Genomic DNA, 25,153 nt, shown 5'->3' on the forward strand with positions numbered 1-25,153 from the left:
TGATCATTTCACGGCAAAGCCTTGGGAGACCGCGTAGATCTTCAAACGCCGCTCCCATTCGTCGAACAGGTCCTGGCTGCGGCCACCCGGCTTCAACGCCGGTACGATCAGACGCGCGAATTCGGCATCCAGCTGACTATAGAACGGTAGATTATCCCAATCCCTGTTAACGCGAGCAGCCGATTTGGCGTAGACGTCGTAAATCGGCTGATTGAAATATGGGTCAACAGTGCCACGCCGGGTTAGATCCTCCACATATCCGGCTGCAGCGGATACGCCGCCAGGTGCGCGCAATTCCACCGAAACCGGGTCGAGCTGGAACCATTTCAGGAATGTCAGGGCGGCGCGAAGACGCGCCTCAGGGAGTCCTGCACTGACGGCCAATGTCGAACCGCCGATTTCCGCAGTGGCCACTTGGCTCGGATCGGCGAATGCGGGCGGCAGTGTAACCTTCCACAACCCCTGATCAGCCGGATATGACATCGATAGGATCTTACCCAGCCAATTCGCATACGTCACCGTCAAGTACGTGCCGGATTTGGCGCGCATATACCGGTTGTCCCACATAGGTTCGGCGTTCAGCACACCATCGTCAATACATTGTTGAATGAACGTGGCTACATTGCGCACCAAATCGTTGCGCATATGGAAAACAATCGTCGAATCATTCTCCACTGTCCAAGGCCTTACCCTTGCTGAGCGGAAGAACGAAAGATAATGCTGCACATCGGTGGTATCAAGTACACCCATGTATCGGTTGGAATTTCGATTATGCAGAGCCACGCCGGTCTCATAGAAGGCATCCCAGGTGTCTGGAATTTCAAGCTGATAATGATTGAACAAATCAGCTCGGTAGAACATGGCGGTTTGCGATTGATCGCCTGGAATACCATAGAGTTTGCCGGCATAATGAGCCGACTGCCATGCCGCACGATCGACTTTGGGTCCAAGTTCCTGCTCGATCGCTTCGCTTGACAAATCTTGCAACGCACCGGAGGCCGCCAGCTGGGGGAGTGCGGTGCGCTCGACATTGATGATATCCGGAACCGAACGATGATTGATGACGCGTTCCCAATACAAGGACAGCGTATTCTCCTGCGTACGTCCCTCAATCGGATCGATGACGATATGTGGATGCGTACGCATGAATTCATTGATGCGCGGCATGGTTTCGTTGAACGCGTTAGACAACATGGTGAGTACGATGGTGTCGCTTGTACGCCTGATTTCCGCATATGGGCCGAGTTTCATCGTCGAACGCTTATGAGGATTCAGTGAATCGCGTTTCATGAATTCGGCGGTGAGCGTGATTGGTTCGGGCCGTACTCCATCCGGATTGCGTATGGCGCTCACCAGCGTATCTGCGGCACGTTCGGCCAACTGTTCGCTCTTCATGTCGATGGTACTCAGCGTAGGGGTGAGCAGTGAAGACATTTGAGTGTTATCGAAACCAATCACCGAAACATCCTCAGGAATACGTAGACCGTTGCGGCGTGCTGCGGTGATAAACCCTGCCGCCAGCTCGTCGTTGAACGCGAACACAGCATCCGTCGGGCGGATAAGATACTGCTCCACTGCGGCCTTGCCGCCGGAGACGCTTGGCTCGCATTCTCGTACCACGCGGTAGGTCATGTCATAGCGGAAGGCTGCGGATCGGATGTAACGACGGCGGTATTCATTGGACCATGAACTGGCGGGTCCGGCCAGATAGGTGATGGATGAATGACCGCTTTCCTTGAGCGCGTGCACCGCATCATCGATGGCTCGGGCCATATCCACAACAACACTGTTGAGACCTGGAGCAGTGCGATTCAACACGATGACTGGACGGACCAGCATGATACGGCGGATATCGGGCTCGCTTAAACGCGAGGACAGCAAGGCCACGCCATCGACATTGCGCATCACATACGACATGGCCTTGCGCTCAACCGATGGTTTCTGATCGGTGTCCAACGTGATGAGACCGTACCCTTTGGTCTCCAACCGTCGTTGCATGGCATTGACCGTGATGGCATAGAGCGGATTGGTCAGTGTCGGTACAATGGCCGCGATCATGCCAGTGGAGGGGAGTGGCTCGTCGGCTGTTTGCGCGGTTTGAGCGAGATATCCGAGCTGCTCTGCTATACGACGAATGCGGAACTCGGTTTTGGCTGCTACTCTGCCCGGTTGGCTGAGTGCTCGAGACACGGTGGAGGGATTGACTCCGGCCTCTCGAGCGATGTCGTAGATGGTGGCTTTATGATGTGCGCGCTCCATGGTCGGTTTCCCTCCCCAATGGGTATTGCATGGGTAAACAACAACGTTCGACAATATTATGGCAACCTTTGGCAACAAGCGCAATGGGCTTGCTGAAGTAGACGAATATGAAACATGTCAGCGATACGAAGCGCGTGGAAGCGGACAGTATCGCGGGAAAGCAATTAACAGACAAGTTCACTTGGAGGAACCATGTCTATTTCCATCACAGCCACCACGAAAGTGACTGGTGCCACGCCATCCAAGGCTGTGGCATATGCGGTCGAAGATATCGAGCGCGATCTTGCCGCCGTCACCGTGCCATCGGAGCAGCCGGGCGCGGATATCGTGCTGGTAGAAGGCCCTCACAATCCGGAAACCTATGAAGTGCGTGTGGCGGACGGCAACCTGGAAGTCCACGCCGGCGACGATTTCGGCTTCATTTACGGCCTGTATGCCATCAGCCGCGAAGTGCTCGGCGTTAAGGACTTCTGGTTCTGGAACGATCAGCATTTCGAGCCAGTACCGAGCATTGAAGTCGCCGATGACTTCGCATTGACCAGCAAGCCGACCGCCGTCAAGTACAAGGGCTTCTTCATCAACGATGAAGTGCTGCTCGAAGACTGGAAGTACGACAACGATTCCGATAAGACCTGGCGCCTCGCATTCGAAACCGTGTACCGTCTCGGTGGCAACATGGTCATCCCCGGCTCCGGACAGCGCGGGGAACCGCATCTGAAGCTCGCGCAGGACATGGGCTTCTACATCAACCAGCATCATGCCTGCCCGCTTGGCGCTCGCATGTTCGCAGCCGCCTACCCAGGCGTGCAGCCCAAGTGGCCGGAGGAAGAACCGCGGTTCGAAGCCTTGTGGCGTGAGGCCATCGAGGCGCAGAAGGGCAAGCGTACGGTGTGGACGCTTGGCTTCCGCGGCCAGGGCGATCAGCCGTTCTGGAACTTTGACCCGCGTTACGCCACCGATGAGGCCCGCGGCAAGCTGCTCTCCGAGATCATCCAACGCCAGTACGACATGGTGCAGGCCGCCGATCCGGGTGCGCAATGCGTAATCTACCTGTACGGCGAAGCCATGGAACTCTACCGTGCCGGCGTGCTGACCTACCCGAAGCAAGTGGCCAAGATCTGGGCTGATAACGGTTTCGGCCGCATGGTCTCCCGCCGTCAGGAAAACAACAACCCGCGCGTGCCCGCCATGCCCACCAACGACGGCGACAACGGCATCTACTACCACGCCAGCTTCTACGATCTGCAGGCCGCCAACCACACCACCGACATCACCAATGATCCGCGTCTGGTGGCCAAGGAACTGGAAGACGTGATCGTCAACGGCGGCGACGACGTATGGATCGTCAACGCCTCCAACATCAAGCCGCACGTCTACTTCCTGAACTTCATCGCCGCCATCTGGCGCGAAGGCAAGATCGACTTCGAGAGAGTCGCCAAGCGCTACATCGCCGATTACTACGGTGAAGAGAACGTGGATGCGGTGTTCGACCTGTATGAGGAATACTGGAAGGCCGCCGTACAGTACGGCCCGAACTGGGACGATCACGCCGGCGAACAGTACTTCAACCATGTGCCGCGTATGCTCATCACCCAGTGGCTGCGCGACAAGCAGGCCCCTGCACAGGATCTGCGCTGGATGCATGACGGCAAGAGCCTCAAGGAACAGATCGACTTCTACCGCGATCTGATTGCCCCGGCTGTCGATCGTTACGCTGACTTGGCCGACAAAGTGGAGCTGGCCGCCATTTCTGCCGAACTGCGCGGTGAGGAGGATGCCGCCGAGCTGATCCGAGATTCCATCGGCGTGGAAGTCGGCATCTATGAGCATTCGGTGGCCGCCTCTGTGCACGTGTGCGACGCTCTGCTCGCAGGATACGACGAAGATTGGCAGCATGCGTTCTACGATGCCGGACTCGCCGCCGAGGAATTCACCGCCGGCGACCATGCGATGCGCGACCGCGAGCATGGCAAGTGGGAAGGATTTTGGCGTAACGACTGCCTGACCGACATCAAGCAATCCGCTTGGGTGTGCGAACAGCTCATGGGCTACCTGCGTTGCGTAGGCGACGGGCCGCACTACTTCCAGTGGCTGCGCGACTTCATGTACCCGGCCTGGGAGAAGGACGTGTTCGTGATCATGAACATGGAAAACCATCCGACCGACCGCGAGATCTTCGCCGCCATGAAGGCCAAATGGGGCAAGTGACCCTCATCCTCATTCGTAACCATCAATGAACAATCATCGGCCCTGCAATGCGGGGTCGAACAAAGAAAGGAATGCTGCAATGACACAGCAGGCAGCAGCTCCTGAGGCTAAGGCGCCTCAGGGACGCAAGATCAAGCTCATCAACGCCATCGGATACGCGTTCGGTGACTTCTACGGCGGCGGCTTCGGCCAGATCGCCACCTATCTGACACTCTTCTGGACCACGTTCGCCGGGCTCAAAGTGGCCCAGGCCGGCTCCATCGTCGGCATCGCCACGATGCTGGCCGCATTCTCCGCACTGGTATTCGGAACACTTTCCGACAACCTGTACAAGTACAAGGTCGGCCGTAAGTTCGGCCGCCGTCGTTTTCTGATTCTTCTTGGCGTGCCAACCTTGCTCGTCACCATCCTGATGTTCGTGCCGGGGCTGCCGGTGTGGGCCTACTTCGTGGTGTACGCACTGTGGATCATCGCCAACCAGCTGATCATGACCCCGTACTCGGTGCTCCCGAACGAGATGACCACCGACTTCAACGGCCGCACCATGCTCTCCACCACGCGTATGCTGTTCTCCGGCATCTCCACCGCTGTGATTCCGCTGGGCATGGCCGCCTTCCTGAAGGCCCTGGGAGACAAGCAAAGCTCCTCCTACACCATTTCCATGGGCTTCTTCATCGTGCTGTTCGCCGTGTTCGTGTTCATCGCCTACAAGTCCACCTGGGAGCTCACTCCTGAAGAGGCGGGATTCGACGAGGCCGCCATCGAGGCTGAGAAGAAGGAACCGTTCAACTTCGGCAAGTGGCTCAAGGGCGTGGCCGATATCTTCGTCGGCTACTTCTCCACCCTGCGCAACAAAACCTTCCGCAAGCACATCCTGATCTACCTGCTCGGCCAGTCCTTCCTCGACATCTTCGGCCAGGTGTGGCTGTTCTTCGTGCTCTACAACCTCAACAAGCCGGTCGCCTTCGGTTCCGCCCTGCTCGGCATGGCCTTAATCGGTGAACCGCTCAAGCCGGTCTTCGGCTGGATCTTCGCCAAGCTCGGCCCGCGCAAGATGTTCTCCCTGAACTTCGCCGGCGCCATCCTGGGCCTCCTGGGCCTGTGGGGCCTGTGGCAGACCGCATCCCAGAACAACACCGCTGCATGGAACGCAGCCCTGTACGTGGTCATGATCTGGTGGCTGATCTTCCGCGCCATGACCTGGTTCATTCCGTGGAACGTGTTCCCGTTCACCCCGGATGTCGATATGATCATGGCCGGCGAGAACCGCGGCGGTCTGTACATCGGTTTCCAGCAGTTCGCCCGTAAGATCACCGCAGGCCTCTCCGCCATGGCATGGGGCTGGTTCCTCGGCGCCAACGGCTTCGTAGAGGAGGCATTCAAGGCCGGTAAGCCGCAGCCTGAGCAGGCGGTGAACGCCATCGGCACCGTGCTCGTCTGGTGGATCATCGCCGGCCTTGCCGTGGCTTGGATCATCTCCTTCACCATGAAGCTCGACAAGAACACCGACGCCGTGCTCCTGAAGGAAATCGACCGTCTGAAGGCCGGCGGCAAGAAGGCCGACGTCGATCCGGCAACCAAGAAGGTCGTCGAACAGCTCACCGGCATCAAGTACGAGCAGTGCTGGCCGCAAACCACCGAGTGAATGTCGATGGTTGCTGATCGCTAGACAATCATCGAATGAGGCTCTCCTCTCCACCGGAGGAGAGCCTTCAACGTATCTGCAACGTATTTTGCAATATGGAAGTTTGCATCTCGTGAAACGCATGGCCATTACAATGAGCCGCGTTACTAGCTATCGGGCGCGAATATGCGTCAAGGAGGAACAATGGCAGAGATCACATGGAAGTCGATTCTCACCAAGCTGGTCGGGGGAGACCACCTGAGCTCCGAGGAATCCGAGTGGTTCGTTGATGATTTGATGAAGGGCAACGCGAATCCCGCAGCAGTGGGTGCGGCACTCGCCATGCAGCAGCAGCTGGGACTGACCGCCGAAGAAGTGTCCGGTGCGGCCAAGGCCATGGTGTCTCACGCGATTCCGCTCAAGGTCTCTGGTGAGACCACCGACATCGTGGGCACCGGCGGCGACGGCTTCGCCACCGTGAACCTGTCCACGATGGGTGCCGTGGTGGCCGCTGCCGCCGGCGTGAAGATCGTCAAGCATGGCAACCGTGCCGCATCCTCGAAGTGCGGTGCCGCCGACGTGCTTGAGGCACTTGGCCTCCCGCTGAACCTGAAGCCGGAGGCAGTGGGCGAGGTTGGTGACGAAGTCGGCATCACGTTCGCCTTCGCCCGTACCTTCCATCCGGCCATGCGTTTCGTGGGCCCGGTTCGTGCGGCTCTCGGCATTCCGTGCGTCTTCAACGTGTTGGGGCCGCTGACCAACCCTGCCAAGCCGGCACACGTGGCCATCGGCTGCGCCAACCGTGCCATGAGCCCGATTATGGCAGGCGCATATGCCGCCGCAGGCCAATCCGGCATGGTGTACACCTCGCATGAGGGCATGGATGAGCTTGCGCCCACCGGTCCGGTCTCCGTCTGGGAGATTCGCGACGGCAAGGTCACCGAAACCGACTTCGACCCGACCGTGGATCTTGGCCTCAAGAAGATCGATGTCGCCGACCTGAAGGGCGGCGAGCCTGAGGTCAATGCCGCAGCATTCCGCGACTTCCTGGCCGGCAAGGACGTGCCATCCCGCTCCACCGCATTGCTCAACGCCGCCTCCGCTATCGTGGCCGACGGTCATCTGGTGGGTGATGGCTCGTTGGCCGAGCGCTTTGCTGAGGCCTACAAGATCGCCGAAGATGCTGTTGATTCTGGCAAGGCCGAAGCACTGCTGAACAAGTGGATTGAAACCGCCAAGTCCAAGGCCTGATGCTGAAGATGTAGGTTGCCTGACAAGACAACCTAGCTGTTGCGAACTCCCCTCGTATGAGGGGAGTTTTTTTATTGCGGCCCAGATGATGCATTGATTTTGGCAACAATGGCAACAATGGCAATCGATGGTAACGCAAACGTTATGCTTAAACCATATCCGGCCGATGAAGGCATGGAATCATGGGAGGAACATCGTGAGTTCGTTTTCGGAATTCGGGTCGCTGGTCAAAAACCGGCATCAGCCGAAAGATAAGCCGACCGACACGAAAGTGGCATTGGGATTTCTTGCGCCTTGGCTGATCGGCGCGCTGTTTCTGAGCCTGATTCCTATGGTGTATTCGTTGGTGATTTCGTTCACCAAATACAACATGATCAAGCCGCCGCAGTTCGTGGGGCTCATGAATTATCGGCATATGCTTGCCGATCCGCGTTTTCTGAACTCGCTTGCGGTCACACTGACCTATGTGGTGATCTCCGTACCGCTGCAGCTGGTGGCGGCACTTGCTCTCGCTGTGCTACTCGATCGCGGTATGCGTGGACTGTCCTTTTACCGCTCCGCCTTCTACCTGCCTTCCATGCTCGGCGGCTCCGTGGCCGTGGCGGTGCTGTGGAAGATGGTGTTCGGTTCGGACGGACTGTTCAACGCATTGCTGGGATTGCTCGGCATTGACACCTCGATGAGCTGGATCGCCAACCCCGACACCGCCAACTGGACGCTGATTGCTCTGCATGTCTGGCAGTTCGGCTCGCCGATGGTCATTTTCCTCGCCGGTCTTCGCCAGATTCCGCGCGAACTGTACGAAGCGGCCAGCGTGGATGGTGCCGGCAAGTGGCGCCAATTCCGCTCCATTACTCTTCCAATGCTCAGTCCGATCATCTTCTTCAACCTGGTGATGAGTGTCATCAACTCATTCCAGACGTTCACGCAAGCCTACGTGGTCTCCGGGGGCACTGGTGGTCCTTCGGATTCCACACTGTTCTACACGCTGTATCTCTACCAGCAGGGTTTCGCTTCCTTGAGGATGGGATACGCCTCCGCGCTGGCCTGGGTCATGGTGGTGATCGTGGCTCTGCTCACTGGAATAAACTTCGCTCTTTCCAAGTTCTGGGTGCATTACGATGACTGATATTGCAACGATGGATGCCATGCTGAATCCTCCTGAATCCATCAAGAAGAAGACCATGCGTGAAATGCGCGAACGGCAACGGAAGCAGGATGCCTATGCCGAACTTGGTTCCGGTGCCGGTATGAATCCTCATCGCGGGCGCAGCATCGCACGCGTAGTCGGTTCCGTTGTCAAGCAGGTCCTGATACTGCTGCTCGCGATTCTGATGCTGTATCCGATTCTGTGGATGGTCGCCAGCTCCTTGCGCCCCCAAAACGAGATTTTCACCAATATGGGTCTGCTGGTCACTCAACCGGTCTGGCAAAACTATGCGGCCGGTTGGCACGCATTGAGCTACCCGTTCGGCCGCTATATCCTCAACTCGTTGATTATTGTAGTGTTCGCGATCGTTGGCAACATCCTGACCTGTTCGATGGCAGCGTATGCATTTGCGAGACTGAACTTCCGGTTCCGCGGTGTGTTGTTCGGCTTTATGCTGCTCATGCTGATGATTCCGATTCATGTGATTGTGATTCCGCAATACATCATGTGGAATTCGCTCCACCTCATCAATACATTCGTGCCGCTGATTCTGCCGAAGTTCCTGGCGATGGATGGATTCTTCACCTTCCTGTTCTACCAGTTCCTGCGCGGGCTGCCGCGCGACCTGGACGAGGCCGCCAAGATCGACGGTGCCGGCCACATCCGCATCTTCTTCCAGATCCTGCTGCCGCTCATGAAGCCGGCCATCGGCACCTGCGCGGTGTTCACCTTCATCTGGACATGGAACGACTTCTTCAGCCAGTTGCTGTACCTGACCAAACCTGATATGTACACTGTGCCGATCGCGTTGCGTACGTTCATTGACTCGCAATCCCAATCCAGTTATGGTCCGATGTTTGCCATGAGCGTGGTGTCCTTGATTCCGTTGTTCCTGGTGTTCACGTTCGGGCAGAAGTACCTTGTTCAGGGTATTGCGACTACTGGGGGTAAGTAATGAAGCGTATGTGGAAGAAGATTGCGGCTGCGGCGTTGTCTGCCGCGACGTTGTGCGCGACCGCTGCATGCGGCAGCTCAGTCGGAACCTCTGATGTGCCAGTGGTACCGGCAGACGGCAACGTGACCATTCGACTCGATTGGTGGGGTGGCGACGCTCGCATCAAAGCCACCGAGCAGGCCGTCAAGGGTTTTGAACAGGAGCATCCGAATATCCATGTCGATATGGAATACTCTGACTGGACCGGCTACTGGGACAAACTCGCCGTGCAATCCGCCGGTGGCAATGCGCCAGATGTGATGCAGATGGATGAACTGTACCTTGCCTTTTATGGTTCCATGGGCTCCCTGCTTGACCTGAACAAGGCTTCGCAATATCTGGACCTCAGCACCATGGACGCATCGCTCAAATCCATGGGCCAAGTTGAAGGCAAACAAGTGGCAGCTCCAGCTACCACTGCACAATACGGCGTTATCGTCAACAACGATGTGCTGAATTCCCTGGGACTGACGCTTCCAGATACCGATCAATGGACATGGGATGATTTCGAGCAATTCGCCCGGCAAGTCTCCGAACGTTCAGACGGCAAATACATTGGATCAATCGCGCCGAATAACGGATACGGCTTGCAATTGTGGGCTCGACAGCATGGCGAGAACCTGTTCCGAGGAAACTCCATCACCATCTCACCGGAAACGTTGGCCTCGTTCCTGCAATTACCCGCAGATTGGGCGAAGAACGGTGTTGAAGGCAATGCCGAACGTTGGAGCGAAAACACGGCAGCCAGCCTGAACGATACCGATTTCGGCAAAGGCAAGCAGGCCATGATGATTACCCAGGCGACGATGATTACGCCGTATGCCGAGGCTGCCGGCACACAGAACATGACGGTCGTTCCCATGCCGCAAGCAACTCCTGGCGCAAAAACCATGTACCTGAAACCAGGTATGTATTGGGCTGTGTCATCCGGCTCACAGCATCCCGCCGAAGCCGCCATGCTGGTCGACTATCTGATCAACAACAAGCAGGCCGGTAAGGTACTCGGCACCGAGCGAGGCATTCCCGCGAACAACGATATCCGCAAGATGCTTGCCGGTGAGGCTTCAGGCACCGATCGAGCGGCATTGGACTTCATCGACACCATCCAGCCCACCATCGGCAAAGCCCCGGCAATCACGCCGAACGGCGCTTCCGAACTGGATAAGACCATCGTGCGCTACCAGCAGGATGTCGTGTTCGGCAAGCGCAAGCCATTGGACGCTGCGAAGTCGATGATCGCCGAGCTTCAGGAATCCATCGACTTCGCCTCATAAGCCGATGGACTCTCGACCACCCCTCAACTAGACTGTAGGTTTTTGAACACTGACTGTAGGATTCCTAACGAAAAACGTTCAAAAACCTACAGTCAGTGTTCAAAAACCTACAGTCGGGGAGGTAGATGGAGGAATGGTGCTTGAGTGTGGGCCTGCTGAGGCTATACGCGCGCGCCATCATCGAAATAGCCGCCCTTATCTCCGGGACGGTTCTTACGATTGAGGATTTTGGCCACCAGACCGCCCAAACCGAGCACCGTGCATATGCCGAACACAATGTTCAATATCGAACTCAATACTGGAATGCTGTAGAGCGCAGGCACCAGAATCATGGCCAATGAGCCCACCAGACCAATGATGAGGAGCGTTGTCAATAGTACGGTCGAGGCATGTACCGGCCCCAAATCCGGGTTCGGGGGAGTGAAGCCGCCGTCATCGTAACGGTCTATCACATCGTCGGTGTCAAGCCAGCTTGAACCGGTGAAATCGCGAGGGCCACGACCATTCTTCATGCGTTCGTGGAATGGACGTACACCATCGGTGAACGCAGCGGCGTCCAGATCATCCACGGAAAGCAGTGCCTCTTTTTCACGCTTTTTAGCCTGTTTCTCGAATTTCCTGGCTTGGCGTGACGTGGCCACGTCGTTGAGGTCCGCCTTATGCTCGGCTTCGAAGGCAGCCCAAGCCGCATCGAGATCGTTGTGCTTTGCACCATCATCCGGCGTGGGTGTTGTCGGCTCGTCAGCTGCGTTGGTATTGTTGAGGTCAGTCATATACACCACTCTAATCTGATGCCCCAAACCGCGCAGGGAGGGAAACGCCAAGTGCTGTACTGGTTCTTCGTCAAAGTCTTCGGTCCTATTGCCCGTCATCGTCTCGGCCCCACTGTCTCCGGCCTGAATAATGTGCCGCGCACCGGCGGTGCCATCATCGCCGCCAACCATCTTGCGGTAATTGATGATGCGTTGATTCCAATCACCTGTCCGCGTATGGTGCACTTCATGGGCAAGGCCGAATACTTCGAAGGCAAGGGGCTGAAAGGAAAGTTCAAGAAGTGGTGGTTCACTTCCGTCGGCGTGTTCCCGGTGGACCGTTCCGGCGGTAACAAGTCGCTTGGTGCGCTTGAGCATGCGCGTGAGATCATCGAAGACGGCCACCTGTTCGGCATTCACATCGAAGGCACGCGCAGTCCGGATGGCCGCATGTACAAGGGACACACGGGGGTGGCTCGTCTCGCTCTGGAGACCGGATGCCCGATTGTGCCTGTGGCGTTGATCGGTTCGGATTTGCTGCAGCCTATCGGCACTACGATTCCGAAGAAAGGCAAGACCCAGGTCAAGTATGGCAAGCCGATTGAGGTTGCCAAGAAGTCCGCTGACGAGATCACGCATGCCGAGCTGCGCGAACTGACCGATCGCGTGTCTGCCGCCATTCAGGCCATGAGCGGCCAGGAATACGTGGACGAATACGCGCAGAAGGTCAAAGCTGAGCTGAAAGCCGCCAAAGAAGCTGAGGCTGCCGAATAATTCATCGGAGCAAACAACAATAGCCGGGAATGATTCTTACTGAGGGAACCATTCCCGGCTATTGTCGTTTACGGCTCATGATTGGTATGCGAAATCACACCACAGTCAAGGTGATGACGGTCGGGGTGCCGTTCTCGTCGCGCAATCGCACGGTCTCGCCGGCTTTGGGGCTTTGGATGCGGACCTCATGGGTCAAATCACCCAATGGCGCGGACTTCTTCACGGTAAAGCCGAGCTTTTCGAGTTGCTTGGCCGCGTTATCGTAGGACATGCCGACCACGTTGGGCAGCACTGTGGTTTCCGGTCCCTTGGACACCACCACATCCACGCTGTCGCCCCACTTCAGTTGTGTACCAGCCTTCTGAGAGGCCGACATCACGGTTCCGGCTGCGATCTTGTCGTCATACTCCTCGGTGATATTGGCGGTGAGCTTGAGCTGATCGAACGAGTCGAGCATCTCATCCTTGGTCTTGCCCACGATATCCGGCATGCTGACCGGCATCGGCCCCTTGCTCAAGGTGATGGTCACTTCGGCATCATGCTTCATCGTGGTGCCCGGATCAGGGGAGATGGTCAAGGCCGCGCCCTCGGGAACATCCATCGAATACTGATCTTGAGATTCATCATGGGTGATGTTGCTGAATCCGGCATTCTTCAATGCGGTGATCGGGTCCTTGCCGTTGGCGGCTGACGAGTCCAGAATGTCGTCCGGAATGGTGACCATCTGCGTGCCCTTGGACACTACGATCTTTAGTTGTTGGTTGCCGCGCTTGCCCACACGGCTATTGACGAACGCCTCGGCCTTACCAAGGGATACGGAGATGATCTTGCCCTTGTCGACAGTGTCGTTGTATTCCCGCGAAACCTGATACGGGATGCCTGTGGTCTTCAGCAAGCTCTCATAGGTGGACCAGTCCGCTCCGGAAAGCGGGCACTGGGCATCTCCCTCGGTACAGGACACATCCTCAGGCTGGGGCACGCTCCAGTAGCTGCCGGGACCCACATACCACCACCAGCCGAATCCGCCGCACACGCCGGCCAGAAGCAATGCCACGACGAGCACGATGGTGAGCCCGGTCTTGGCTCGCTTCGACAGGCTACTGGGCTTGGCTGCGGCCGTATCCGTTGCCGCGTCTCCTGTTTCCGAAACTGTTCCGGAAACAGGAGTATCCGTGGTATGAAGCGCCTGCGTTGGCTCTTCTGGCATCCGGGGCAATGTCCGCGTTTGACCGCCGTTAGCACCTGATTGCGGCATCACTCTGGTCTGGCCAACGTTGCCATGATCGGAAACGTTGGAAGCCGCGGACGATGAAGTCCCGATGGCCGTGGTCGGTGCGATCGGTGTGGCGGCAGTCGACGCATTGGCGTAACTATCCGATGTGCCATGACCGGCAGGAGCCGGAGGCATCGGCGGCGCAGGCGGTGCCGGTTGCGCCGCCGTCAGACGTTCTGCGGCCTGGCCAATGGTGCCTACCAAAGCTGGAGCCGTGGCATCATTGCGATTCGTGTCGACCGCAGTGGCGTGCAGTCGGTATTGCCATGCCTCCATTGGCAGTTGGGCCGCCAGCTGGCGCAACTCGGAGGCCGCCTCGAAGCCGTCTTTGGGACGTGCCTCGACGGCTCTGGCGGTCAGATGCGAGATGAACGCCGACACGGCTGGATTGATGCCGGGGCAGACCGTGGTGATGGAGGGAACATCTTCGTGCACGTGTTTGAAGACAAGAGTGACCGGATTGTCGGAATCGAATGGGACCCTGCCGGCCAGCATCTCCCATGCCATGATGCCTACGGAATACAAGTCGCCCTGCGGGGTGGCCAGATTGTTCTCGATCATTTCCGGCGCGAGATAGGCGGCCGTGCCCAGCAGCATGCCCGTGGAGCTCAGTGTCGCCTGGCTGGCGGCCTTGGCCAGACCGAAATCGGTGATCTGCACATGGCCGCGATCGTTGATGAGGATGTTCTCCGGCTTGATATCGCGATGCACTACGCCGGCCCTATGCGCCGAAGACAGCCCATCCAAGGTCTCGGCCACGATGCGCAGCGTTTCGCGTACGGAGAACGTACCCTGCACGTTCATCTCATGGCGCAGATTGATGCCGTGCACGTATTCCATGACCAGAAAATCAAGCCCGTTGAATTCGCCGGTGTCGTACACCTGCACGATATGAGGGTTCGCAATGGCTGCGGCGGAGTTGGCCTCGCGGTGGAATCGCTCCACGAATTGGGCACGATGCGGGCCTTGGGCCAGCTGCGTGTGCATCACCTTAATGGCCACAGTGCGACCCAGGCGTTCGTCAACCGCCTCATACACCGTGGCCATGCCGCCTTCGGCGATATTGCGCACAATGCGGTAGCGTCCCTCGATCATCTGTGCGGGCTCGTTCTCACTCATCAACTCGTACGGTTCCTTTGAATTCAGCTGAACATGGTTCAGTGTACCTTGTCCGGGCTACGCGCGAGGCGGCGGAAATACGACTATCGCAGATCAACGGGAATGAAACGCGCGCATGCGTCGATAAGACGGTGCTCACGCTGATCGGAGAGCCCCAATGCCGCGATTGCCGACCGGGACTGTTTCCACAGTGCCTGAATGCGTTCGCGCGAGTGATTGATGGCACCGGTGCTCTCGAACAATGCGATAGCCCGTTCCACCTGCCGCTCATCACGGTGCGGAGCCTCGAACATGTCGCGCAATTCCTGCTGTTCATCGGCATGTGCGGATTGCAGAGCGTCGGCCAGCAGCACGGTTCGCTTGCCCTCGCGGATATCGCCGCCGACGGGCTTGCCGGTATGACGGCTTGAACCGATGACATCCAGCAGATCATCCGCAAGTTGGAATGCCAAACCTAACGGTTCGCCCACTGCGAGCGCCTGACGCTTGGCCTCGGCCGGCTCCACTCCGGCAGCCAGCAACGCGAGCAACAGAGGAGCGATAGTGGTGTAGCTGGCGGTCTTCCAACGGAATACGTTGAGCGAAGCCTCAACCAATGCTTGCGGATCGTTCAGCGGGGTCATCTCCACGCCCAGGTCCAGCACCTGGCCAATCTCCACTTCGCGCTGCATGGTGAGGAACGCTTCGACGATGGCATCGCCATTGTTGAGTTGCTCGGCGGCTCTACGTGCGATCTCGATGCATGCGGTGGCCAGAATATCGCCCAGCATCAGTCCCAACCCCCGGCCGATGGACGTATTGTGCACGGTGGTTTCCAGCGCCCGATGCGCGGATGGCTTGCCACGGCGCAGGTCGGATTCATCGATGATGTCATCATGCACCAGCGCCGCGGTCTGGAACACCTCGATGGCGCAAGCCAGATCGATCATGGCCTCGCGTCTGCCGGCTGCATATTGTGCGGGGGCCAGCAGGTCGAAAGCATCGAGGCTGAGGAGTGCGCGCAGCCGTTTACCGCCTTGGCTTGAAGTGACTGCCTGGGCGACCACTTCCGCCATTACCGGCTTCAGGGCGGCAGCCACCTCGCCGGTGGAAGGAGCGTCGGTCAGTTCCCGAACCAGCTCGCTGATGCGCGGTTCGATGATGGAAAGGTCATTCACGGTTGTGCACATGCCTAATAACTTATCCACAGGCTGTGATGAATACAAGAACGTTGGAAACATTGGGTTCTGAAGCTCGAACCACATAGGTGGGTTTTCACCTCGTTCCCGGCGGTTTTCGTGCATAGTGGACACACGTCCATCCCGGGCCCGGCGTTGGGCGGCGAGACACCGGATCTTCGACGTAGAGGAGGAACACCATGGCGAACAGGAATAATGCGCATGGCAAGGAAGGCCGTACGAAAGGGCGGCGTCATGCAGCCGTTTCACAAGACCGACGCGATGCGCGGTCCGGGAAACGGCGTGACGGGCGATCCGGCAATAAGGCCTATGAGCAAGCACGGAACTACGGCAAGCGTAGCGTTCGCGACTGTGACGCCTGTCATCACGACGTATTCAAGAACGCATATGACGACGTGTTCGATGAGCGATTCGACGATGTGTACGCTGATGCATTCGATATGGAGGATTTGGAGATGATGGCCGACGCGTTCCATGCCGACCGGCGTGAGCGCGGGCCTCAGCAAGCCAATGCGGATTGGATACGCGATCCGCTGGACGAATGGTTGGCCTCGTTGGATGACGGTATTGCGGTGCTGGACGCCGAAACCATGGCGGTATTCGCCGTAGGCATGAACGAGACGCTGTCCATTCGTGACGCTCTGATCCTGTCGCTGATTGTGGATGAACGGGAGTGCCCGAAATCATTGCTGATGGAATTCGCATCCAGGCCACATGGCGAAAAGGCGAAGCGAAGCATGAGCGAACTGCTGACCCGCGCGTTCGAAGACGAGCGGATAACGCCAGATGAGGAACGTTGCCGGACGGGAGTGTCCATGTTGCTTGATATCGCCACAGTGTCGCCGGTCCCTTACTGTATTCAGCCACTGGCTGTGGCGGCCTACACGCTGTGGTGGCTTGGAGATGTCAGCTCCGCCGCATTGGCCCTGCAATGCCTGGTCCTTGATGAGGATTGTTCGCTGGCGGCGATGGTGTTCTCCGCAGCCGACCGAGGCGTATTCCCTGCCTGGTGCGCATGCAAGAACTCGGAAGCGGAGGCATAACAGGGGTTTAGACCGAGTCGAAGCAGCCTGATTAGGTAAGCGTGCATCCATGATGCAGGTCATGGATGCAACACATTTTTCTTCTGAATGGGAATAATCGTCCGTGGAAGGTGATTTACTCTCATAGTTGACGATTTGCCCTTGCCAGAAGTGTGCCCATGTGGTATGAGAGCTTCCGGCGAGAGATCAGGAGGAGCAGTTTTGGCCACGAAGGAAACGACGGCAACCAAGCATACGGAAGACTCCAGCGAGGAGACCGAGACCAAGAAGAAGGCCAGCTCTACGACCACCGCCCGCAAGACCTCTACGCGTAAATCCCGCGCCGCGAAGTCCGCCAAGGTCGCCGCGGAGGAGAGCGGTGAGAAGACCCCGAAGAAGACCACGCGCCGCACATCGGCCAAGAAGAAGGCTGCCGCGAAGAAGGTCGAAGACGAGGATCTGAACCAGAACGCAGACGACCAGAACGATGATCTCGACGACGTGGTGGATGACGACGATCTGGACGTCGACGATTTGGATGAGGACATCGACGACGTTGACGCCGATGATTCCGATGACCTCGACGATGACGATATCGATGAAGATGACGTCGATGATGAGGATGAGGACGACGAGGACGACAAGCCCAAGGCTCCGGAAAAGCCGAAGGAAAAGGGCGCCTACGTGGTTTCCGACACCGATGACGATGATGAGAACATCATCCCGGCCGGCAACCCGAAGCGCCGTGTGATCGCCGCCGGCGCCACCGCCGATCCGGTCAAGGACTATTTGAAGCAGATCGGTCGTGTGAGCCTGCTGAACGCCGAGCAGGAAGTGGACCTGTCCGAACGCATCGAGGCCGGCTTATACGCCCAGCACCTGCTGGATACCCAGTCCGAAGGCATGGAGTTCAAGCGCAAGCGTGAGCTCAAGTGGGCCGCCGCCGATGGCAAGAAGGCCAAGGACCATCTGCTGGAAGCCAATCTACGACTCGTGGTCTCGCTCGCCAAGCGCTACACGGGCCGTGGTATGCTGTTCCTCGATTTGATTCAGGAAGGCAACCTGGGCCTTATCCGCGCCGTGGAGAAGTTCGACTGGAAGAAGGGCTTCAAGTTCTCCACCTACGCCACGTGGTGGATTCGCCAGGCCATCACCCGCGCCATGGCCGATCAGGCCCGCACCATTCGCGTGCCTGTGCACATGGTGGAAGTCATCAACAAGCTTTCGCGCGTGCAACGCCAGATGCTGCAGGATCTTGGTCGTGAGCCTACGCCGGACGAGCTTGCGCGCGAGTTGGATATGCCGGTTGAGAAGGTGCAGGAAGTGCAGAAGTACGGCCGAGAGCCGATTTCCCTGCACACCCCGCTCGGCGAAGACGGCGATTCCGAGTTCGGTGACCTGATTGAGGACACCGACGCCATCGCACCGTCCGACGCCGTGGCATTCTCCTTGCTGCAGGAGCAGTTCAAGCAGGTGCTGGAGACCCTGTCTCCACGTGAAGCGGGCGTGATCAAGATGCGTTACGGCCTTGAAGACGGCCAACCGAAGACGCTGGACGATATCGGCCGTGTGTACGGTGTGACCCGTGAACGCATCCGCCAGATCGAGTCCAAGACCATGTCCAAGCTGCGTCATCCGTCTCGTTCCCAGACGCTGCGCGACTTCCTGGATCAATGATCGATCGCTTGGCTTCCCTCCATTCGAGGGAAGCCAAGATGGTATTAGAGAGAAATTAAGGATTTATGGCCACAGAAGAATACGGCGCGAAGGATCTTGCCGTCCTTGAAGGCCTCGACGCGGTACGCAAGCGTCCGGGCATGTACATTGGCACCACCGACTCGCAAGGCCTCATGCATTGCCTGTGGGAGATCATCGATAACTCCGTCGATGAGGCATTGGCGGGGTTCTGCACGGATATCACGGTGACCTTGCACACCGATGGTTCGGTGGAAGTGGCAGACAACGGTCGAGGCATCCCGGTCGATAAGGAGCCCAAGACCGGCTTGTCCGGTGTGGAAGTGGTACTCACCAAGCTGCACGCCGGTGCCAAGTTCGGCAACTCCTCCTATAACGCGGTCGGCGGCCTGCATGGCGTGGGCTCCTCCGTGGTGAACGCATTGAGCTCACGACTGGATGTGGAAGTCGATCGTGACGGCAAAACGCACCATATGTCTTTCCATCAAGGTCATCCGGGCGTCTACACGGATGCTGATCCGGCCAACCCATCGCCGGATTCCCCGTTCAAACGCACCCGAAAGAATCGTCCCACCGAGCTGGAAATCATCGGTAAGGTGAGTCCGAAGACCACCGGCACGCGAATCCGGTACTGGGCCGATCCTGAGATTTTCAACAAAACCGCCGAGTTCTCCTATGAGCAGCTGGTGGATCGTGTACGCCAAACCAGCTTCCTGGTTCCTGGGCTCAAAATCACCATCGTTGATGAAAACGTTCCGGAACATGCAGTCGCCGATCAGGGGGAACCGGCAGCCGACGCATCAACGGTGGATTCTGCACCGCTGCCGTTGCCCATGGACCAATCCGTCGCATCCGATGATTCCTCCAGGCAGCCAGCCGAAGCCGGTGCGATTGAGGTTCGGGAACAGTCGGACAACGGCGAAGAGGATTTCTCGCTCAACGCGTCCGATGAGGTCGTGGACGGCGCGTTCGGCGAACAGCCGGCGCATCCGCGTGTGGTGGAATTCCGCCACACCGGCGGCGTCAAGGACTTCGTGGACTTCCTCTCCAAAGGCGAGCCGGTTTCCGATATCTGGCGTATCCAGGGTGAAGGCACCTACAAGGAGGAAACCCAGGCCGTGGGCGAGGGCGGCGAACTGCACGCCCAGGAAATCGAACGCACTTGCGGCATCGACATCGCACTGCGCTGGGTGAACGGCTACGACACCACGATCAGAAGCTTCGTGAACATCGTGGAGACGCCGGGCGGCGGCACCCACGTGGACGGCTTCATGAACGGCATCACCAAGCAGATTCGCAAAGCCGTGGAAGACAATGCCCGCAAGCTCAAAGTGAATCTCAAAGACTCCGCCATGAAGGTGGAGCGCGATGACATTCAGGCAGGTCTTGTCGCGGTAATCACCGCGCGCGTGGCCGAACCGCAATTCCAGGGCCAGACCAAGGATATGCTCGGCACCGCACAGGTCAAGCCGATTGCCACCAGGCTTACCGATAAGCAGTTCGGCGAGATGATCACCGGCTCCAAGCGCGGCTACAAGGAGCAATCCGGCCGCGTACTGGAGAAGATCGTGGGGGAGATGCATGCCCGCATCCAATCCCGCAAAGCCAAGGAAGTCACCCGCCGTAAGAACGCGCTTGAATCGGCTTCCATGCCGGCCAAACTCTCCGATTGCCAGCCCGGCAATGATGACATCGCCGAACTGTTCATCGTGGAGGGCGACTCCGCACTCGGTACCGCCAAGGCCGCACGCAACGCCGGCTTCCAGGCGCTACTGCCGATTCGAGGCAAAATCCTCAACGTGCAGAAGGCATCGATCACGCAGATGCTGTCCAACAAGGAGTGTGCGGCAATCATCCAGGTGGTCGGCGCCGGCTCAGGCCAGAGCTTCGACATCGAACAGTCCCGCTACCACAAGATCATCATGATGACCGATGCCGATGTGGATGGCGCACACATCCGCATTCTGCTGCTCACCTTGTTCTACCGGTACATGCGTCCGCTGATCGAGCACGGCTATGTGTATGCCGCCGTGCCGCCGTTGCACCGCATCGCGTTGACCGGCTCGCGTAAGGGCGAATACATCTACACGTATTCCGATGACGAGCTGGCCGGCAAACTGGCCGACCTTGATAAGCAGCACATCGGCTACAACGATGACATCCAGCGCTACAAGGGTCTGGGTGAAATGGATGCCGACCAGCTGGCCGACACCACCATGGACCCACGCACCCGCATGCTGCGCCGCATTCGTATGGAAGACGCCGCTCAAGCCTCCGAAATCTTCAGCCTGCTCATGGGCGACGACGTGCCGCCGCGCAAACAGTTCATCGTGGATAACGCCGACGATTTCGACCGCTCCAAGATCGATACCTGATAGAGCGTTCCGGTTCTCCTTTCCTCGGTTGCCCTTCTGCTGAACTCTGAACTCAGATGATGATTCCGGCTCAACAGAAGGGCAATGTATTGGGGCTGGCTCAAGAGCGGTCACAAATCGGAGACCACGGTTCCGAAATACGTATTCCACGTATTGACTACCCAATTCGGATTGCTCAATCCCAAGGCCAGCCACCATAGCAGTATCAATACGAATGTGATGCCGATTAACGGCAGTCGCGCGACGAACAGACGCGCCAAAGCCAACGCAAGCACTACCGCCAGCAAGACGATGAAGGTCAATGACAGCCATCTGAGCCAAGTCAGGCCATAGGCATCGATGTACAGCCAAAGACGCATGGCCGAGGAAGCAAGCATGACGCCGGTCGCCAAGACGAGACCGACCTGCAGCATCGTGACGAGCCTGGTACGTGACGTGAACGTAAGTACGAGGCCAAAGCCGGCAAGATTCAACGCGGTCACAAGCAGTAGCTGAAAGAATCCCTGACGTGCATATTCGGCGTATGTGTATCCGGCGGGAAGTCCGGCGCCGGCAAAGAGGAACGTGAACTGCACGACGCAGAATACGGCATAGAGCGCCAGAACGATCATCAACACCGTAGCGGTAATGGCGGGGTCGAAGAGCCCATGTTTTTCCGCGTTGCGGAGAGCGGTGAGTTTCGGCTCCTCGTTTCGCGTGTCCACGCTGACCAAGAGCGAGGCCAGGAATGGAAATGGGATAAGAACGGCCATCGTATGCCAAAGCAGTGCGGTGAAGTCGAGGTGATTGAACGCATGCACCACAACGTAGGAGAATATTTCATCCGCCTGCATGAGCAGGGGGATCAGCAGACACAGAATCGGCAGACTGATGAGCATCGCAATACCGATTTTGCGCAGCATATCGTTTCGCACGGCGATGACATCGTTATCAGCGTCGCGCGAGCCATGAAGACACAGCGAACAGGTTTGCGCCAACATGCGCCAATGGGTGAATAGGCTGACGGTCCAACCTTGCAGCCATCGAAACATGATGTTGGCGGGTTGGTTCGGCGCGAAATTCGTGGTGGATAGCTGCAACGCCAGCATCAGCAGCGAGGGGAGCGCGATGACGCTGGTCAATGTCGCATACCAGTAATTAGGGGATGGCAGCGCCATGAACATGTCGCTGTGATCGGGGATGCCATAGGTGAAGGAATCATCATTGATGATGAGCCACACGCTGAGTGCCCCGATGACCGCCGCGCTGGTCCACCACAGCGCGTTGCGATAGGCGCGACGAATGAACAATGCGATGATGGCCGCAAGGCAGGTCAGGCACAGGAGCGCCCAACGAATCCATAGGGAAAGCCATGCCGATGCAACGAGTGAGATTGCCCTAGGCCAGGTATCGGAGAGCATGAGACGATCGAACGCGAATGGGATAAGCAATGCGGCGACGAGCAACATGAGTCGCCGTTTGATTGCGGGCAGGGCTTGGGGCCGGGCCGTGGGATGAGCGGCTGGAGTGGGGCTGGTGGGCTGCATGGCTGACCCAGGCTGACTGCTTGATTCGGGAGTGAACGGCGGTGGTGTTGGGTGCGCGGTGGGATATTGAGTACGCATATGCGCATCGTATAATATCGAAAAACGATATATCTATATCGAAAAACAATTCTTCACTGATTGTGCATATTGATATTCGATATGTACTTGCCTGTCGTTCTGATGTGGCGGTGCACGGCGGTTTTCTTCCGGGTTTTACCGGCGTGTTGCTTACTTACTGTTCGGTAAGCTAGGTGACATCGTTATCACGAACAGTGTTGTTTCGTTGTATGAAAGGTGTTGCGACTATGGCCAGTTTGCTGCTTGCCGTAATTTACGTGGCGTTCATCAGCCTGGGGTTGCCTGATGCGTTGCTGGGGGCTGCATGGCCAACGATGAGCCAGGACCTCGCCGTGCCGGTCTCATGGGCGGGTGGCATCTCGGCGGTGATCTCCATGTTCACCATCGTGTCCGCCTTGCTCTCGGATCGCATGACTCTGAAGTTCGGAGCAGGGCGCGTCACGGCCGTCTCCGTGGCGCTGACCGCGGCGGCGCTGGCCGGCTTCTCTGTTGCCCCGAATTATTGGATTCTGTTGCTGATTGCCGTACCTTATGGTCTAGGCGCGGGCGGCGTGGATGCGGCACTGAACAATTACGTGGCCGTGCATTACGAAAGCCGCCATATGAGCTGGCTGCACTGCATGTGGGGCGTCGGCGCATCCATTGGCCCGTACATCATGGGCTTTGCGCTGTCCAACGGGCAAGGCTGGCCATGGGGATATCGATACATCGCCATCCTGCAGGTGGTACTCACCGTGATTCTGGTAATGAGTCTGCCGCTATGGAAATCCCGTAAGCACACCGTGAGTGAGGAACGGGCCAGTGCCTCCGATGATTCGTCCTCTCGGGCTGAACGCAAGCCCCTGGGTGTGGCCGGCGTACTGGCCATTCGTGGCGCCAAAGAAATCCTCATCATGTTCTTCTGCTATTGCGCCATCGAAACCACGGCCGGCTTATGGGCCTCCAGCTACATGGTGCTGCATGGCGGCGTGGATAAGATCACCGCCGCCAGCTGGGCCAGCCTGTTCTACGTCGGCATCACGGTGGGCCGTGGCTTGTCCGGATTCATCACCATGAAGCTTTCCGATCCTGCGATGATTCGTCTGGGTCAGGTTCTGGTGTTGGCTGGCATCGTTGTCATGTTCGTGCCGCTGCCGCATCACCTGGGTATTGTGATTGGCCTCGTGGTGGTCGGCCTCGGATGCGCGCCGATCTATCCGTGCGTCATTCATTCCACGCCCACGTATTTCGGCGAGGAGAACTCGCAGGCCATCGTCGGCGTGCAGATGGCATGTGCCTATATGGGTTCGCTGCTGATGCCGCCGGTGTTCGGCATCATCGCGCAATACATCACCATTGCGCTCTATCCGTGGTATCTGCTGCTGTTCCTGGTGCTGATGACCGTCATGCATGAGAGCTTGCGCAAGATTCGCGGCTAGTCATCTGCGTGGATTGTTCGACGGCTGTGTTCGGGTGCCCATAATGGCGGAATGCAGCCGTTTTGTTATCTTTTGTTGCTCTTTGATTCGACCTTTGGCCCATGGGCCTACTATGCTGTGCAACCATGGAGAAAAGTGAAGAACATGAGCAGATGCCCGAACCGGTGCGTGATCGACTGGAAGCATTGGGTAAGGCACAGGGTTCTGTGATCGTAGTCGGCTCCATGAATGCCGACTACACGGTAAGCACGAAACGACTGCCCAAGCCGGGCGAAACCGTGAACGGCGGTGCCATGAAGGTGCTGCCAGGAGGTAAGGGCGCAAACCAAGCATCCGCCGCAGCACGACTGGGTGCCAACGTACAGCTGCTGGGTGCCGTGGGAGATGACGCGAACGCGGACTTCCTGCTGAGCAAGCTGGATGAAGCTGGCGTGGACACCGCTGATATTCTGCATGTGGAAGGTCCGAGCGGCACCACGTTGATTACCGTGAGTGCCGAAGGTGAGAACACCATTGTCTACTCGCCGGGATCCAATTCCAAGGCGAGCGCCGGATATGTGCAGTCCCATCGCGATACCATCGCGCAATGCGCGGTGCTGGGCCTGTGCTTGGAGAGTCCGATTTCCACGGTGATTGCCGCAGCTCAGACCGCCCATGAAGCCGGTGTGACCGTGCTGCTCAATGATTCGCCGTTCATGGACGAGTTGCCGCACGAGTTGGTGGAAGCCACTGATATTCTGCTCGTCAACCAGCATGAAGTGGCGCAATTGCTGGGCTTGCCTGATGACGGTGCCGCAGAATACGACTGGTACGAAGTGGTGTCTCGCTTCACTGATTACGGTTTCGATCGCGCCATTGTGACGCTTGGCGCTTCGGGATCCATCGTAATTGAGGATGGCCGTTGGCACCGCGTTTCCGCCGCCCAGGTGGATGCTGTGGATACCACTGGTTGTGGTGATTCCTTCATGGGTACCGTGCTCGCTGGTCTGGCCGCGAAGTTCACGCTATTGCAGTCCGCGCAGATTGGTTCCTATGTTTCCGCTTATGCGGCTACCAAACTTGGCGCGCAAAGTGCCTATGGCACAGCTGAAGAGGTTATCGAATACTTCAGCTGATTGTCTAAAACTGATTGCTTGGTTTGGCTTGGTTCGCGCAACGCAGCAAATCTGTGTGCGAATCGATG

Annotated in this window: 17 protein-coding genes; 12 read left to right on the forward strand and 5 right to left on the reverse strand. The window is 57.8% G+C overall.

Annotated elements, in window-relative coordinates; translation table 11 throughout:
• Nucleotides 1-3: 3 nt before the first annotated feature.
• On the reverse strand, nt 4-2,259 hold the full coding sequence (locus tag F7D08_RS06905; RefSeq protein WP_152209916.1) for an extracellular solute-binding protein: 2,256 nt from the start codon (nt 2,257-2,259) through the stop codon (nt 4-6).
• Nucleotides 2,260-2,451: 192 nt separating this feature from the next.
• Here F7D08_RS06905 and F7D08_RS06910 point away from each other — a divergent pair, with 192 nt between their 5' ends.
• The 6 genes from F7D08_RS06910 to F7D08_RS06935 all read left to right on the forward strand — a co-directional run bounded on the left by F7D08_RS06910 (nt 2,452) and on the right by F7D08_RS06935 (nt 10,760).
• Entirely contained in the window at nt 2,452-4,467 is a 2,016-nt protein-coding gene (locus F7D08_RS06910) for a glycosyl hydrolase 115 family protein (RefSeq protein ID WP_152209917.1), read from the forward strand.
• 79 nt (nt 4,468-4,546) lie between these two features.
• Nucleotides 4,547-6,112: an MFS transporter gene (locus tag F7D08_RS06915; protein WP_193316234.1), complete on the forward strand. Its 1,566-nt coding sequence runs from the start codon at nt 4,547-4,549 to the stop codon at nt 6,110-6,112.
• Nucleotides 6,113-6,295: 183 nt separating this feature from the next.
• A complete protein-coding gene (trpD, locus tag F7D08_RS06920) occupies nt 6,296-7,342 on the forward strand; it encodes an anthranilate phosphoribosyltransferase (RefSeq protein ID WP_152209919.1) in 1,047 nt (348 codons plus the stop codon).
• Nucleotides 7,343-7,538: 196 nt separating this feature from the next.
• Nucleotides 7,539-8,471, forward strand: coding sequence for a carbohydrate ABC transporter permease (locus F7D08_RS06925; RefSeq protein WP_226803418.1), 933 nt, complete (start codon nt 7,539-7,541; stop codon nt 8,469-8,471).
• Nucleotides 8,464-9,447 carry a carbohydrate ABC transporter permease gene (locus F7D08_RS06930; RefSeq protein WP_226803419.1) on the forward strand — a complete coding sequence of 328 codons (984 nt, stop codon included), beginning with the start codon at nt 8,464-8,466 and terminating at the stop codon, nt 9,445-9,447. Before F7D08_RS06925 ends, F7D08_RS06930 begins: the two co-directional genes overlap by 8 nt.
• Nucleotides 9,448-9,455: 8 nt before the next feature.
• Nucleotides 9,456-10,760 carry an ABC transporter substrate-binding protein gene (locus tag F7D08_RS06935; protein ID WP_193316235.1) on the forward strand — a complete coding sequence of 435 codons (1,305 nt, stop codon included), beginning with the start codon at nt 9,456-9,458 and terminating at the stop codon, nt 10,758-10,760.
• 161 nt (nt 10,761-10,921) lie between these two features.
• On the opposite strand, the gene F7D08_RS06940 is transcribed toward F7D08_RS06935, so the two are convergent.
• Nucleotides 10,922-11,533, reverse strand: coding sequence for a hypothetical protein (locus F7D08_RS06940; protein ID WP_152209922.1), 612 nt, complete (start codon nt 11,531-11,533; stop codon nt 10,922-10,924).
• A gap of 51 nt (nt 11,534-11,584) precedes the next feature.
• On the opposite strand from F7D08_RS06940, the gene F7D08_RS06945 reads away from it, so the two are divergent.
• Nucleotides 11,585-12,286, forward strand: coding sequence for a lysophospholipid acyltransferase family protein (locus F7D08_RS06945; protein ID WP_152209972.1), 702 nt, complete (start codon nt 11,585-11,587; stop codon nt 12,284-12,286).
• Between the two features lie 94 nt (nt 12,287-12,380).
• Here F7D08_RS06945 and F7D08_RS06950 read toward each other — a convergent pair whose 3' ends face one another.
• Both F7D08_RS06950 and F7D08_RS06955 read right to left on the reverse strand, forming a co-directional pair.
• Nucleotides 12,381-14,678: a Stk1 family PASTA domain-containing Ser/Thr kinase gene (locus F7D08_RS06950; protein WP_152209923.1), complete on the reverse strand. Its 2,298-nt coding sequence runs from the start codon at nt 14,676-14,678 to the stop codon at nt 12,381-12,383.
• Between the two features lie 83 nt (nt 14,679-14,761).
• The gene (locus F7D08_RS06955; RefSeq protein WP_152209924.1) at nt 14,762-15,847 is read right to left on the reverse strand and encodes a polyprenyl synthetase family protein; all 1,086 of its coding nucleotides are present in this window, start codon (nt 15,845-15,847) and stop codon (nt 14,762-14,764) included.
• 449 nt (nt 15,848-16,296) lie between these two features.
• Between F7D08_RS06955 and F7D08_RS06960 the strand changes: the two genes are divergently transcribed.
• The 3 genes from F7D08_RS06960 to F7D08_RS06970 all read left to right on the forward strand — a co-directional run bounded on the left by F7D08_RS06960 (nt 16,297) and on the right by F7D08_RS06970 (nt 20,948).
• Nucleotides 16,297-16,899, forward strand: coding sequence for a DUF4192 family protein (locus F7D08_RS06960; protein WP_152209973.1), 603 nt, complete (start codon nt 16,297-16,299; stop codon nt 16,897-16,899).
• Between the two features lie 201 nt (nt 16,900-17,100).
• Nucleotides 17,101-18,555: an RNA polymerase sigma factor gene (locus F7D08_RS06965; protein ID WP_152209925.1), complete on the forward strand. Its 1,455-nt coding sequence runs from the start codon at nt 17,101-17,103 to the stop codon at nt 18,553-18,555.
• A gap of 65 nt (nt 18,556-18,620) precedes the next feature.
• A complete protein-coding gene (locus F7D08_RS06970) occupies nt 18,621-20,948 on the forward strand; it encodes a DNA gyrase/topoisomerase IV subunit B (protein WP_152209926.1) in 2,328 nt (775 codons plus the stop codon).
• Nucleotides 20,949-21,058: 110 nt separating this feature from the next.
• Here the strand turns inward: F7D08_RS06970 and F7D08_RS06975 are convergent, their stop codons facing one another.
• Entirely contained in the window at nt 21,059-22,552 is a 1,494-nt protein-coding gene (locus F7D08_RS06975) for a DUF4153 domain-containing protein (RefSeq protein WP_152209927.1), read from the reverse strand.
• A gap of 227 nt (nt 22,553-22,779) precedes the next feature.
• Here F7D08_RS06975 and F7D08_RS06980 point away from each other — a divergent pair, with 227 nt between their 5' ends.
• Together F7D08_RS06980 and F7D08_RS06985 are read left to right on the forward strand one after the other, a co-directional pair.
• Nucleotides 22,780-23,970, forward strand: coding sequence for an MFS transporter (locus F7D08_RS06980; protein WP_193316236.1), 1,191 nt, complete (start codon nt 22,780-22,782; stop codon nt 23,968-23,970).
• Between the two features lie 152 nt (nt 23,971-24,122).
• Nucleotides 24,123-25,085: a ribokinase gene (locus tag F7D08_RS06985; protein ID WP_152209975.1), complete on the forward strand. Its 963-nt coding sequence runs from the start codon at nt 24,123-24,125 to the stop codon at nt 25,083-25,085.
• The last annotated feature ends 68 nt before the right edge of the window (nt 25,086-25,153 follow it).

It is taken from the genome of Bifidobacterium cebidarum, assembly GCF_009193305.1.
Lineage (GTDB): Bacteria > Actinomycetota > Actinomycetes > Actinomycetales > Bifidobacteriaceae > Bifidobacterium > Bifidobacterium cebidarum.